Here is a 14118-nt window from a genome sequence, read left to right on the forward strand (position 1 = left end):
AAAATCAGTAAATAGGGGCGGCAAAGGTAAAATAAATTTCCCGATTATTAGGTTAATGCTCTGTACGAATGTACCGAATAGAGGAATAATTCGTTAAACAGCAGAAAAGTTTCCTCCGGTTTGGAAAGCTTTTCCGGATCAGCGAACCCTTGATTTTTCAGACGTTGCCTACGCTGACGCCGGTTGAGGGATAGATCCCAAACCACGTTCACCGGATTTTGCCTAACTTGAACCCGCAAACTACCGCATCTACTATGAAGTTGATTACTACTTCTCGTCTTTCCATCCTACTGCTATGCCTCTGTCTGATGGCCTGTAATTCGGCCCTGCAGTCGCTGAAGAAAGGAGAAAAATACTATGAAAACGGTGAATACGAATTAGCGATTAAACAGTTTCAAAAAGCCGTCAGCAAAGATCCTGCCCGGGTCAATATGCTGATTGCCGAAAGTTACCGCCGCTCCAACCGCCTTTCTCAATCGGCTGAATTTTATCAGAAAGCCCTGGAAGCGGGCAGCAAAGAACCTACGCTCCGTTTGTACTACGGCTACGCCCTCAAGTCGCAGGGCAATTACGCGGCGGCTGGTGAGCAACTGCGGAATTTTACCCGACTTTCGGTTACGAACCGTTCGCTACTGACGCTGGCCCGCCGGGAACTCGACAACCTGACGTTGATTGATTCCCTCAGCCAGATGGTTAGCAATTATAAGCTGACCAACATTTCGAATGTAAATTCAGCTTCGGCGGAGTTTTCGCCCGTTTTGATGAAAGATGAACTCGTTTTTACGGCTTCTCGTAAAGACCGGATTTATAAAGCCAACGGCCAGCCCATGCTGGGTTTATACAAGGCCAAGCTGACCTCCCCTACGGAAACGGCTACGCCCGAACTCTTCAGCCAGACTATTTTCGGTGAAAACATGAACGAAGGCACGCCCGTTTTTTCGGCCGATGGCAAGATGATGGTTTTTGCTCGGGGTAATACCGGTCGTAGTAAAGGAGCGGGAAACACTTCCGCCGATGTAGATCTGTACATCAGCCGGAATACGGGTACCGGCTGGGGAGAACCCGAGCGTCTGGCCTTCAGTGACTCCGCTTCCTGGGATGGCTCACCCGCTTTTTCAGCCGATGGTTCGACGTTATACTTTAGTTCCAACCGGGCCGGTGGTTCCGGTGGACTGGATTTATGGCGAGTGAATATTGACAAAGCGGGCCGCTTTGGTCGTCCGGCTAATATGGGTCGGGACCTGAATACGCCCGGTAATGAGCTGTTCCCTTACGTATCTCCCGATGCCAAACTATATTTTGCTTCGGATGGACACGCGGGTTTTGGCGGTCTGGATCTGTTTGAAGCGACGCGTAACGAAGGTGTCATCCAGGTACGCAACCTCGGCCAACCTTTTAATTCTAAAGCCGATGATTTTGGGATGATCTGGGCCGATTCTACGCGGGGATACTTCGCTTCCAATCGGGAAGGTGGCAAGGGTGACGACGACATTTACTACTTCGAAAGCTCGAAAGAACCCGTACAAGTGGCTCAAACGCCTCCGCCTGCGTCCAAAGTGCCTGGAACGCCCGGCAAAACCGTTCGCTATTTTATTGCGGGAACGGTCATTGATGCTAAAACCCAACAGCCGCTCGATGGTGTAAAAGTCACGGTCGTGGATGACAACGAAAGTCCGATTGGGGAAGCCGTAACGAACCCCGATGGGAAATTTGGTGTCTATCCCATTCGGATTGGTCGGGATTACAATATCATCGTAGAAAAGCCGGACTATTTGAAGAAACAGGAGCTGTTTATCACGGAAGGCAAGCAGATTCCCGCCGAGCAACTGACCAAGCCGGTTACGGATACAACGCTGTACGCTACCATCGATATGCTGAAGAAAGAAGTGGGTACGGAGTTATCCAAGTCATTCAAAATCGAAACGATTTATTACGATTTTGATAAATTTAACATCCGGGCGGATGCTTCAACGGAATTAGATAAAGTGGTTCGTATTCTGCAGGATAACCCAGATATTAAACTGGAGTTAGGTTCGCACACGGATGAACGGGGTACCAATTCGTACAACCAGCGGCTTTCGCAGCAACGGGCTGAATCGGCAGTAAACTATATCCTTTCCCGCGGTATTTCGCAGGATCGGATTACCGCCAAAGGTTACGGTGAAAGTCAGTTACTGATTCCAAATGCACAAACGGAAGAACAGCACCAGCTAAACCGCCGTACGGAATTTAAAGTCGTAGGTCTGGACTAAGCCCTGCTCGTTCGCACAAGCCAAAAGCCCCGCAACACACATGTTGCGGGGCTTTTGGCTTGCATGGATATACCGTTCCCTAACTACCCGATTCGTATTTGAGACAAAATACTCAATTTCGTCAGCTACCCACCCAGCCGATGAAATGGTTTATTTTTCTTTGTCTCTTCCCCCTAACCAGTTACGCACAGGAACCCGTACGACCCGAGTTGGATCCGAATACGCTGATTGAAAATTTATTACCCAACCAATCCGAAAACATAACCGAAGATGTACTAGACAACCTATACCAGCTTTTTCAGCAACCGCTTGATCTCAATGCAGCGACGTTTGAAGAGCTTTCAGCCCTGTATATCTTAGCCGAACAGCAGCTAACCAGCTTCTTTCAGTACCGCCAACAGGCCGGACCGCTGGTATCCCTATATGAATTACAGGCTATTCCCGACTTCGACCTTCAAACCATTCAGCGATTACTTCCCTTTGTACGCATACAAAACCAGCAAGTAGATGGCTCTGCTGCCCAGTACGTACTGCTTCGCTACGATCGATCACTGGAGCTTCGGCGGGGCTTTACCCCGGATACTAAGGGAAACATCCGTCACCTGGGGCAGCCATACCGGTTATTCACCCGGTACAAAGGTTACGCTAATCATCAGGTTAGTTTCGGTTTTACCGCCAAACACGACGCGGGTGAACCCTGGACCTGGCAACCCGCTACCCATAGTTATGGCGTAGATTATATCTCGTTTCATGGCTTCGTGCAGAACTACGGAAAGATCAAACGCATCTCCATTGGTGATTACCAACTACAGTTAGGTCAGGGCTTACTTACGGCTGGTGGTTTTTATCTGGGTAAAGGTTCTGAACCCGTACTCAGCATTCGGCGTAGCCAGCTGGGCATTCGTCCGTACACTTCTGCCACCGAGTACGGTTTCTTTCGTGGCGTCGCGACCACTGTGCAACTCGCCCGACAGTGGGAACTAACGGGCTTTTACTCCCGAATTAGGCGAGACGCCAATCGGATCGATTCGTTTACGGTCAGTAGTTTACAAACTTCGGGTTTACACCGGACCGCGGCCGAAATCAACGACAAAGCCAGTCTGCTTAGTCAGGATTGGGGTGGCCATCTTCGCTGGCAGGGCAGACAAGCCAGTCTGGGCCTTACGTATCTCCAGACTCGATACGACAAACGGCTGCAACGAGCAGATCGAGCGTATAATCAATACGAATTTATGGGTCAAACGAATGCGATTTGGGAGTTTAACTATACCTATCTCTGGCGAAATATGAACTTCTTCGGGGAAGTCGGTCGCTCCAGCTCGGGTGGTGTTGGACTGGTTTCTGGCGTACTGACCAGTTTCAGTAAACGTTGGGACGGCAGTCTGATCTTTCGACGATACGATCGGAACTTCCATTCGTTTTACGCAAATGCATTCAGTGAAAACTCGCGGAACATCAATGAAACGGGTTTGTATCTGGGTGGAAAGTATACGCCTAACCGTCGCTGGCAGGTGGGAGCTTACCTGGATTATTTCCGTTTTCCCTGGCTAAAGTATTTGGTAGATCAGCCTTCCCAGGGCTTTGGCACCTTGATTCGGGGCACGTACCGCCCCCGCAAAACGGCTCAATGGACCATTCAGGCGTTTTACGAACAAAAGGAAAAGAACCTTCCCGCCCGCTTATCAAAAACTCCTTTGGTTACCACCATTGCCCGTAGTGGTCTCTGGATGGGTTTTGATCAGGATTTGAATCGAAAGTGGTCCTTGAATTCTCGTATCCTGTACGCCTGTTTTTCGTATCGGGGTTTCGCACCTTCCCAGGGTTTTGCTTTGGTACAGGATGCCAAGTTTCATTCGGGAAAACTTTCCTTGACTGGCCGTCTGGCCTATTTTCATACCAACGATTACGACAGTCGCATCTATGTGTACGAATCCGATGTACTGGCTGCGTTTTCAATTCCGGCCTACGCCGATGTTGGCTGGCGTAGTTATCTATTAGTTCACTATGGATTTTCCAAACACTGGGACGGCTGGCTTCGACTCTCGCGTACGCAGTTACTCAATCAACCCACGGTCGGTTCGGGGCTTGATGAAATCCCGCATTCGTACCGCACGGACGTGAAAGTACAGCTGCGTTACCGCTGGTAACTTTACCATCAGAAGTTTTTTTGATCCAACGATACGACCAGTCCCGAGCAAGTTCTTACTTCGCGTTCTAACCAATCACAAGCCATGACACTTCCCATTTATCAGGTGGATGCCTTCACGAATACCCTCTTCAAAGGAAATCCCGCTGCAGTGGTTCCCTTACAGGAATGGCTGCCCAAAGAAACAATGCTCAAGATTGCTGCGGAGAACAATCTGGCGGAAACAGCTTTTTTCGTTCAAAAAGGCGATGATTACGAATTGAAATGGTTTACGCCGACGGTAGAAATTGACTTGTGTGGTCATGCGACGGTAGCCTCTGCCTTCGTACTGTACGAATTTTTAGGTTACACGCAGGACGAGATTCGCTTTCATTCCAATTCGGGCTTGCTGACGGTTCGTCGGCAGGACTCTCGACTTACATTGAATTTTCCGGCTAACCCACCCCAGGCCACGGAGATTCCCGAAGGTTTGCTGGAAAGCCTGGGCCTGAGTCGTGCCTTAGAAGTATTACGGGGCCGGACCAATGATTACTTAGTGATTCTGGAAGAACAAGAACAGATTGCTGGACTCAATCCCGACCATCGTCAGCTACGCACCATCGGAGCCCGGGGCGTCATCGTGAGTTCGGTAGGAACGGACGCAGATTTTGTCAGTCGCTTTTTTGCCCCCGCTTCAGGCGTAGATGAAGATCCGGTGACGGGTTCAGCCCATACCGTACTCGTGCCGTATTGGGCAGAGAAACTAGGAAAAACCGAATTGTTCGCCCGTCAGATTTCAGCCCGGGGTGGTGAGCTGTGGCTCCAACTGCTGGGCGACCGGGTCGAAATTTCCGGTGAAGCCGTAGCCTATCTGAAAGGTGAGATTATGATTTAAAAAAATAGCCTGGTATAAGAACCAGGCTATTTTTTTAACCATTTACCGGATGAACTCATCTAGAGCTAAGTAGGCTTTGGGCTAGCCGCACTTCCTCAGATAAAATTCACCTCCGCTGACAGAGCAATCCCGTATTTCTCTAGCACGGAAGCCTGTATCTTTTCGGCAAGCTTTTTAATCGCTTCGCCCGTAGCCTGACCGTAATTGACCAGTACCAGAGCCTGCCGGGTGTGTACACCCGCATCCCCTTCGCGATAGCCTTTCCAACCCGCCTGCTCAATGAGCCACCCCGCGGGTACTTTGATTTGTCCCGGCGTAGTGAGATACCCCGGCAGGTTGGGATACTGAGCTTTTAGCGTTTCGTACTGAGCCACGGGGATTTCGGGATTCTTAAAGAAACTGCCCGCATTGCCCAGTTCAGCCGGATCGGGCAGCTTGGACCGGCGAATGTGAATGACTGCCTGGCTAATGGCCCGACTCGATAATTCAGTAACACCCATTTCCTCCAACGTTTTTTGAATATCGCCGTAGCTAATCTGGTAGTGAGGCTTTTTTGAAAGTTTATAAGTGACACTTACGATCACATATTGTCCTTTGTAGGCGTGCTTGAATACGCTTTCGCGGTAACCAAATCGGCAATCAGCCGCGTTAAAACTGTGGATTTCACCCGTTTCGATGTGCAGGGCTTCGAGTGCGTGGAAGACGTCCTTGATTTCTACCCCGTACGCGCCAATATTCTGCATGGGCGACGCTCCGACCGAACCCGGAATCAGGGATAAGTTTTCGAGCCCCGAAAGACCCAGCTCAAGCGAGGCTTCGACCAGCTCCTGCCAAACGACACCGGCTCCGGCTTTGACGAAGGTATATTCCGCATCTTCCGCGACGATGTCGATGCCTGGAATAACCACTCGAATCACCAAACCCGGGAAATCCTGCGTTAAGAGCACATTACTACCTCCGCCCAGAATGAGCTTGGGCGTATCCCGATGGCCTTGCAAAACCGCTTGCAAGGTTTTTACCGAGCTTACTTCGGTAAACCAGCGGGTTTTCGCCTCAATACCAAAGGTGGTATAAGGCTTTAGAGAAATATCTTGCTGTAGGTGCATAAACCGGATTCCTTTTCAAACTTCGGTAAAGTTCTATCAGAAATACGTTTGATTTCCGGGAAATTCCCTGAAAATTTGTTTCCCCAAACGTAAATCGCAACGAGTCACTGGTTTAGCTTTTCCTGCTAAACCCACGCTTTGATATGGTTATGAAACCCTCCACATTGCTTATTTTCTTGGTAGGAATAAGCCTCTTAACGGCCTGTTCTTCCAAAGTTGTTCCGACCCGATCCTCCAATGCATCGAAGCCTTACGACCTGGATCTGGCCGCCTACCGCCCCCGGTACGAGCCAAGCGAAGTTAAAAAAGCTCCGCTCGAAGAAAAAAAGAAGCCGACGACACCCGTTACCGCTCCCGGTAGTACAAGTACGCAATCGATCAATAAAAAGCTGGATTTGACGCTGGATACCCTGGCTCAGCGAAACAAAGGGGTTCGGTATCTGGCGGGTTACCGCATTCAACTTTACACGGGCACCAAGCGTGCGGATATGGAAGCAGCGAAACTATATATCTATCAAAACTACGGTGAATTAAATACCTATATTGCTTATAACCATCCAACGTATCGCCTACGCGTAGGGGACTTTGCTACCCGCCTCGACGCGGAACGTTACTTCCATAAAATTAAGAACGAGTACCCGGGTTCCACCCTGATTTCGGACCGGGTGAGTCTTCGGGATGCCCTGAAAATCATCGACAATCGGGCAACGGATACGAACGAAACGGATGAGCCGTAAAGGATTTTGTCCATATTGTTTTGTACCTCTACAATTTTATTAGTTTTTTGTAAACAACAATACTTACCACTAGTTTACTAACCTAGCAGTCCCTCGTATTGTGGATTAGATATACAACCGCATGAAAAAAGCCCTTATCACCGGAATCACCGGCCAAGATGGTGCCTATCTGGCAGAATTCTTATTAAAAAAAGGTTACGAAGTGCACGGTGTGAAACGCCGCAGTTCGCTCATTAATACCGAGCGGATTGATCACTTGTACCAAGATCCCCATGAGCAGGACGTTCGGTTCCATTTGCACTATGGTGATCTGACTGATTCTACCAACGTGATCCGGCTGATTCAGGAAACCCAACCTGATGAAATTTATAACCTCGGTGCTCAGTCACACGTACGGGTTAGTTTCGACGAACCCGAATACACCGCTCAGGTAGATGGTTTAGGTACACTCCGGATCTTGGAGGCGGTACGGATCCTGGGACTGGAAAAAAAGACCAAAATTTACCAGGCTTCTACTTCAGAACTGTACGGATTGGTACAGGCCGTGCCTCAGTCGGAGACGACCCCGTTCTATCCCCGCTCCCCTTATGCCGTAGCAAAGATGTATGGCTACTGGATTACGGTGAATTACCGCGAAGCTTACGATATGTTTGCCGTGAACGGTATCCTGTTCAACCACGAATCTCCCTTACGCGGTGAAACGTTCGTAACGCGGAAAATTACCCGTGGCGTTTCGCGTATTGCGCTGGGTGTACTCGACAAGATTTACATGGGTAACCTGGATTCGCTGCGTGACTGGGGCCATGCCAAAGATTACGTAGAGGCCATGTGGTTGATTCTGCAACAGGAAAAAGCGGAAGATTACGTGATTGCTACGGGTGTAACGACGAAAGTACGGGACTTCATCCGGATGGCGTTCGGAGAAGTAGGCATTGAGCTGGAATTCAAAGGAGAAGGACTCGAGGAGAAAGGCTACGTAACTGCCTGCAATAATCCGGAATACCAGCTTGAAATTGGCAAAGAAGTCGTAGCGATTGATCCGCGTTATTTCCGTCCGACGGAAGTAGACCTGCTACACGGCGATCCAACGAAAGCCAAAACGCAACTGGGCTGGGAGCCGAAATATGACCTCCCCGCACTGGTCAATGATATGATGACGGCTGATTTGGACCTGTTCAAAAAAGATCTGCACCTCAACAAAGGTGGCTATCGCACGATGAACTACTTCGAATAAATTACCAGACTCCTGGACCAAAGCAGCGGCGGTTTCGTCGCTGCTTTGTTATTTTTGCAGATTCAGGATGCCGGAGGTAGGACCGGCTCAAAATCATTCGCAGATGTTTATTGAACGTACCAACGGACTTCGTACACCCGACGGCTGCCACATGGGCTGGATTGAGGTGATTTGTGGCTCTATGTTTTCGGGAAAAACGGAAGAATTGATCCGCCGCGTGAACCGGGCCATTATTGCTCGCCTGAACGTACGCATTTTTAAACCCGCTCTGGATACACGGTATCACGCCGAGCATGTTGTCTCCCACGATGCTACTTCGATTCAGTCGACCCCCGTGGCTTCGGCCCGGGAAATTCTGGCGTTGGCCGAAGATTGTGAGCTAATCGGCATTGACGAAGCTCAGTTTTTTGATGAAGAGATTGTAGCGGTCTGTCATGAACTGGCCAATGCGGGCAAGCGCGTGATCATTGCGGGTTTGGATATGGACTCGGAAGGTCGTCCATTCGGACCTATGCCTTCCCTGATGGCCATTGCCGAATACGTAACGAAAGTACACGCCATCTGCGTGGTCTGCGGGGAGTTAGCGAATTATTCCTACCGTAAAGTAGCTACGCCCGGACAAATTTTACTCGGTGAAAAAGACAGTTACGAAGCCCGTTGCCGTCGGCATTTTCTCGAAGGAAGAAACGCCGGGGAAGGGCATTAACCAACCGACATCCGTTTCGGGATTTTCTGCTAAAGCATAAAAAAAGCCGCTTTTCTACCTCGAGAAAAGCGACTTTTTAACGTATTAGGGTTTTGTTATTTTTTTGAATTGCTACTCGCCGTCTCCTTCACTACCCGCATCACCCCATTCATGATTCGCCAGTGACCGGGGAAGGTACACACGAAGGGATAGTCGCCCGGTTCCGCCGGAGCCACAAACTTCAGGTGAGCACTATCATCCGGATTGACCAGCTTCGTGGCGATAATCACTTGTGGAATCTCCGGTACGTAGCTTTTGTAGACGGCGTCGGGTCGTGTAATCATGGCGTCAGCGGCCTTTCCGATAACTTCCAGTGATTTCGGTTTACCAATCACCAGGTTGTGTTGCATCTGGTCGGGATTGTCGAGAATGATCTCTACGGGCTGGCCTGCTTTTACCGTAAACTCTTTCAAACTAAACTGAAGCTTTTCGGTAACCGTCTTAATCTTCACCGTCTGTACATTAGGATCGACTTCGTTCTCCGCAGATTTGCGTAAGCCGGTCAGTTCGGCCCAGTTATTGAGCAGTTTCTGATTGTCTTTGGAGAGATCTTTATCCAGACTGGCCAGTACCTGCTGCGTTGCCGCCGAGGGAGCCAGCTTACGTTTGGGATCCCAGCCGCGTCGCATACCGGCCAGCACCGCTTTGGCATCCGTATCATTCAAGCCTTTCAGCAAGCCAGCGAAGGACAGCAGTTCTGCTTCGGTAGCCGTAGCCGTGTAGGCACGGGTGGCGTTTTCAAGTACAAAACCCGTCAGATTTTTGAGCGGCTGGTACTTGACCACGTAACGGAAGGTGTTGTTGTCTTCCCGGTTTTCCGGAATCTTGTTGTCCGGATCCGCCGTTACCGAAATGGTAAAGTTCCCAGGCACATCTGAGCTCAGACCCATCGGACCTACCCAAGGACCGTTATTGGACTCGGTAATGAACGCTTTCTCTCCGGCTTTCAGACCTTTGACGAACGTATAGCTCAGCCAATCCCGGCTCAGGTTTGGACCTTCGGCGTGGATTTTCAGCGTAATCGGTGTACCCGAGGGAACCGCTGCGGAACCCCGGTTTTCTACTTCCACTGAGAATGAAATCCCTTCCCTTACCGTCGGCATGGGCGTCGAAGGTTTGACCTGCGTTACGACGATATCCGCTTTCGGACCCGTACTGGCAGCAGCTTTTTCTTCCGCCATGCCATGCTGATGAGCGGAATGATCCATCGCGGCGGAGGTACTGGCAGAAGCCGAAGCTTGTCCCTGTCGGGGAGCTTTTGCTAAAAACGTTTTCAGTAATTCGGAATCACGGGCATTGAATACGGTCGTGAATGCATCGGGCATCCAGCGATCAGCTACAAAGTTCGGATTGCCCAAAGCGGCGACTACGGCTTTTTCGACTTCAGCCGTCATAGGAGCTTCTGTGAAAGCCAGTAACGTATTCAAGCCTACCAGTGGCTCAGAATCATTCAGCGTATTGGCCTGTAACAAACTAGCTACCGTAGATGCATTTTTGGGCAATACCTGAACCGCCGTTTTACGAACGGAAGCTGCCGGATGTTTCAAAGCCGCCGTAACGATTTGGAAAGCCTCCGCATTCGAACCATTCAACGCTCCTAATCCGTGCAGCGTCCACAGCGCGTGAATCGCTCCGGGATTTGAACCAATGGCATCGAGTGACTGGTTTTTCACCAGCGCATATAACTGCGGCAGAACGTCTGACTTCCCGCGTTCGACCAGTAATCGCTGAGCCGCCTGCCGCCAGAACATGTTGTCACTGGTGAGGGCCTTGACTAACGCTTCAGGCTGATCCTTGGAAAGGGCGAGTGGCTGATACGCCGGAGCTTTTTTGTATGCAATGCGATAAATGCGTCCGTGCGTATTGTCCCGAAGGTCTGTCACATACGCATTTCCGCCTCCATTTTCGAAACCTTTCGGCGTCGGATTGTGCTGGATGATGAAGCTGTACCAATCGGCAAACCATACGGCTCCGTCCGGACCTACTTCAGCGAATACGGGTGAAAACCACTCATCGGCTCCGGCCACGAGGTTGAAATCGTTTTTATCGTGATAGTCCGTCCCATCTTTTTCCATCGTGTTCAGGTGGATGATGTGGCCCGTAGGTTCACTAACAAAGGCGACGCGGTTCCAGTAGGATTGCGGGAAACTCCGGGCCGTGTAGAAATTATGACCAGCCGCCGCCGTGTATCCGCCGAAGACATCGACCTGACGAATCCGGGTTAGGACTTTCATGTCTTTGTGCGTATCCGTACTGCGACCGCCGCGGAGGCGAAGCTTGTCCCAACCCAGCATGTACCGGTTGGGAATGGCCATGTACCAACCGTGATCGTTATTGGCCGTGGAGCCAAAAAGATTTCCCGTTTCGTCAAAGGCCAATCCCCAGGTATTATTGGAGGTAGACGTCAGATACTCCAGCTCCGAGCCATCGGGTTTAAAGCGGAAAAAGCCCTGACCAAACTGGTGCTTCTTCCCACCCACGGTACCGTTAAAGCCGGAATAGCCAATCGAACCGTAAATCCAGTTGTCGAAGCCGTAGTGCAGGTTACTCGGACCAGCGTGCGTATCCATGGTACCAAAACCCGTCATCAACACCTTGCGGACATCGGCTTTCCCGTCGCCGTCCGTATCCTTTAAAAACAGCATGTCCGGTGCCTGCGAAACGATAAAACCTCCATCGTAAGCCACTAGGCTCGTCGGAATACTCAGGTTATCGGCGAACTTAGTAAACTTGTCGGCTTTGCCATCGCCATTGGTATCTTCTAACATGAGGATGTAATCCCGGCCGCCCGTGTCTTTGCGTTCGTTGGGGTAATCGAGCGTAACAATGGCGAACATGCGACCTTTCTCATCCCAGCTAAGGGCGATGGGGTGCTGTACGTTGGGCTCCGCAGCAAATAAACCCAGCGTAAAATCCGGATTTACCTGCAAATGCTTCATCGATTCTTCGGGCGAAAGCGGATCGGGCTTAAGTTGCGGCCCAGGCCGTTTTTCGTAGTTGGGAAGGTTCGCTTCCTGATACACGAAAGGTTTAGGATTCAGCTTCTGCAACTCACCAGCGACCTTATCCCCTACGGACCATTTGATCCCTTTTTCCATCAGATCGTGAAAACCCGTTTGCTTCCAGGTAAGCTCGTCGTGGCCGTAAGCCGTGTAGAATACGCGGCCCTTGCCAAAATTACGAACCCAGGTATAGGGTTCGGTTTTCTGACCGGGTTTGTCTTTGGCCTGCTTGGCGTCGATGATTCGCTCGGTAAGTACGACATTATCCGCCGCCAGTTTTTTGTGCAGATAGGTTTCGTCTACCGTCTTGAATTGCTTGGCACCAAAAATGGCCGGATGATCGGGCTTGGCCCACACGGGCTGAATGGTATCCCAGCCGTGTTTCCAGAATTGCCCCCCTACCATGTCATTGACGAAGGCACTGGAGTTACGGAAACACCAGGAAGCACAGTGTACGGCGATCAGCCCTTTGCCACCTTTGACAAAATCGACCAGGGCTTTTTCAGGAGCTGGTGGCAGGCTGTCCCAGTTGGCAAACACCAATAGACCGTCGTATTTGCTGAGGTTTTCTGGATTTAAATCTTCCAGTCGATCGGTATAACTCAGGTTGATTCCCTTGTTACCCAATCCTTCCATCAGTATAGGAGCCATTTGTATGGGCCGGTGGTGCCCATTGTCGCCCAGAAACAGAATCTCAATCCTCCGCCCCTCGGTCTTTGGCTGCGAAGCCGAAGAGCCCGGCTGCCGCGTACAATACGTTAGCGAGAGTAGACTCAGGGCGGCTAGTCCCGCAAGAATTTTTTTCATTCATAAAAAGGTTTAGCTCTGTATCAACCCTACAGGAACGCTTATTCCTGTAGGGTTCTTTCTACACTCAGGCATTCTCAAAATCAGGCAGGTACAGGAGTTTTCCGCCCTGTAGAGCTGATTCATGAGCTAGAATTCCCACACTGGTCCACTCGGCCGACTGTACAGCATTGGGAAAGGGTTCGCGGTCTTCAACCAAAGCCATCAGGAATTCATGCACCAGGTGCGGGTGCGAACCGCCGTGACCACTGCCCTGGGTAAAGCTCAGGTGCGTGTTTTCGGCGACGTCGTATACGCCTTTGGTGGTAAAATCCTGAATTTCTTCGGGTAAGTAATGAGCGAAATCGGGTACGGTGACGCGTTCCGGAATTTCGTGTTCTTCTTTCTTGGCAGTATGGATTACGGCCTCTTCGCCTTCAATCAGCGGCCATTCAAACGATTTTTTCGAACCGTATACCTCAAAACTTTCGCGGTACTGCCGGGCCGTATCGAAGAGCGAACGGTAGACATACGCCGACAGATCACTGTTTTTGAATTTGATGTGAGCGGATTCAACGGCAAACGGCGAGTTGTGAATCTGAGCCAGCTCTTGTCGAATGGTACCTGAGCCAAAGCACGAGACATATTCAGGGCTGGATTTGAGCAGACCTGCTACGGGGCCTACGCAGTGCGTGGCGTAGTGCATGGGTGGCAAGCCAGGCCAGTAATCGGGCCAGCCGTCCATGTCCTGCTGGTGACTGGCTTTGAGAAACTGTACATTACCCAGCTCTCCTTTTTCGTACAAGTCCTTCACAAATAGAAACTCACGGCTGTAGACCACCGTTTCCATCATCATGTATTTTTTACCCGTTTGGCGGCAGGTCTTCACAATTTCCAGACACTCTTCTACTGTCGTGGCCATGGGTACGGTACAGGCCACGTGTTTGCCCGCCCGTAAAGCTTTCAGGCTTTGTTCGGCGTGGTTAGGAATGGGTGAATTGATGTGAACGGCGTCAACGTTGGGATCTTTCAGCAATTCATCGTAATCGGTATACCGAACGTCAATGCCAAAGGCGTCTCCTACGGCGTTGAGTTTTTCGGGCGTACGCTGACAAATCGCGTACATATTTGCATGGGGATGACGCTGATAAATGGGGATAAATTCGGCTCCGAAGCCCAGACCTACAATAGCAATGTTAATGGGTTTTGACATGCGTACTAGTGATTAGAGGATAT

The 14118-nt window shown here is 50.4% G+C and carries 9 protein-coding genes; 6 read left to right on the forward strand and 3 right to left on the reverse strand.

The features are described from left to right. The first annotated feature begins 254 nt into the window (after positions 1 to 254). The 3 genes from C5O19_RS23475 to C5O19_RS23485 all read left to right on the forward strand — a co-directional run bounded on the left by C5O19_RS23475 (position 255) and on the right by C5O19_RS23485 (position 5272). Entirely contained in the window at positions 255 to 2252 is a 1998-nt protein-coding gene (locus C5O19_RS23475; RefSeq protein WP_207766532.1) for an OmpA family protein, read from the forward strand. Between the two features lie 140 nt (positions 2253 to 2392). Continuing rightward, the gene (locus tag C5O19_RS23480; RefSeq protein WP_104715817.1) at positions 2393 to 4399 is read left to right on the forward strand and encodes a ComEA family DNA-binding protein; all 2007 of its coding nucleotides are present in this window, start codon (positions 2393 to 2395) and stop codon (positions 4397 to 4399) included. An 84-nt stretch (positions 4400 to 4483) separates the two neighbouring features. Next, positions 4484 to 5272 (forward strand): PhzF family phenazine biosynthesis protein, encoded by a 789-nt coding sequence (locus C5O19_RS23485; protein WP_104715818.1) that lies wholly within the window; start codon positions 4484 to 4486, stop codon positions 5270 to 5272. Positions 5273 to 5367: 95 nt separating this feature from the next. Here the strand turns inward: C5O19_RS23485 and murB are convergent, their stop codons facing one another. Continuing rightward, positions 5368 to 6378 carry a UDP-N-acetylmuramate dehydrogenase gene (gene murB / locus C5O19_RS23490; protein ID WP_104715819.1) on the reverse strand — a complete coding sequence of 337 codons (1011 nt, stop codon included), beginning with the start codon at positions 6376 to 6378 and terminating at the stop codon, positions 5368 to 5370. 149 nt (positions 6379 to 6527) lie between these two features. On the opposite strand from murB, the gene C5O19_RS23495 reads away from it, so the two are divergent. The 3 genes from C5O19_RS23495 (at position 6528) to C5O19_RS23505 (ending at position 9055) form a co-directional block, all read left to right on the forward strand. Further along, the gene (locus C5O19_RS23495; protein ID WP_165796113.1) at positions 6528 to 7115 is read left to right on the forward strand and encodes an SPOR domain-containing protein; all 588 of its coding nucleotides are present in this window, start codon (positions 6528 to 6530) and stop codon (positions 7113 to 7115) included. Between the two features lie 121 nt (positions 7116 to 7236). Next, positions 7237 to 8349 (forward strand): GDP-mannose 4,6-dehydratase, encoded by a 1113-nt coding sequence (gene gmd / locus C5O19_RS23500; protein WP_104715821.1) that lies wholly within the window; start codon positions 7237 to 7239, stop codon positions 8347 to 8349. 103 nt (positions 8350 to 8452) lie between these two features. Next, positions 8453 to 9055, forward strand: a complete 603-nt coding sequence (locus C5O19_RS23505; protein ID WP_104715822.1) for a thymidine kinase — start codon at positions 8453 to 8455, stop codon at positions 9053 to 9055. Between the two features lie 95 nt (positions 9056 to 9150). On the opposite strand, the gene C5O19_RS23510 is transcribed toward C5O19_RS23505, so the two are convergent. Further along, the gene (locus C5O19_RS23510) at positions 9151 to 12903 is read right to left on the reverse strand and encodes a PVC-type heme-binding CxxCH protein (RefSeq protein WP_104715823.1); all 3753 of its coding nucleotides are present in this window, start codon (positions 12901 to 12903) and stop codon (positions 9151 to 9153) included. 67 nt (positions 12904 to 12970) lie between these two features. Next, positions 12971 to 14095: a Gfo/Idh/MocA family protein gene (locus tag C5O19_RS23515; RefSeq protein ID WP_104715824.1), complete on the reverse strand. Its 1125-nt coding sequence runs from the start codon at positions 14093 to 14095 to the stop codon at positions 12971 to 12973. Positions 14096 to 14118 lie beyond the last annotated feature (23 nt).

This window comes from Siphonobacter curvatus (genome assembly GCF_002943425.1).
Taxonomy (GTDB): domain Bacteria; phylum Bacteroidota; class Bacteroidia; order Cytophagales; family Spirosomataceae; genus Siphonobacter; species Siphonobacter curvatus.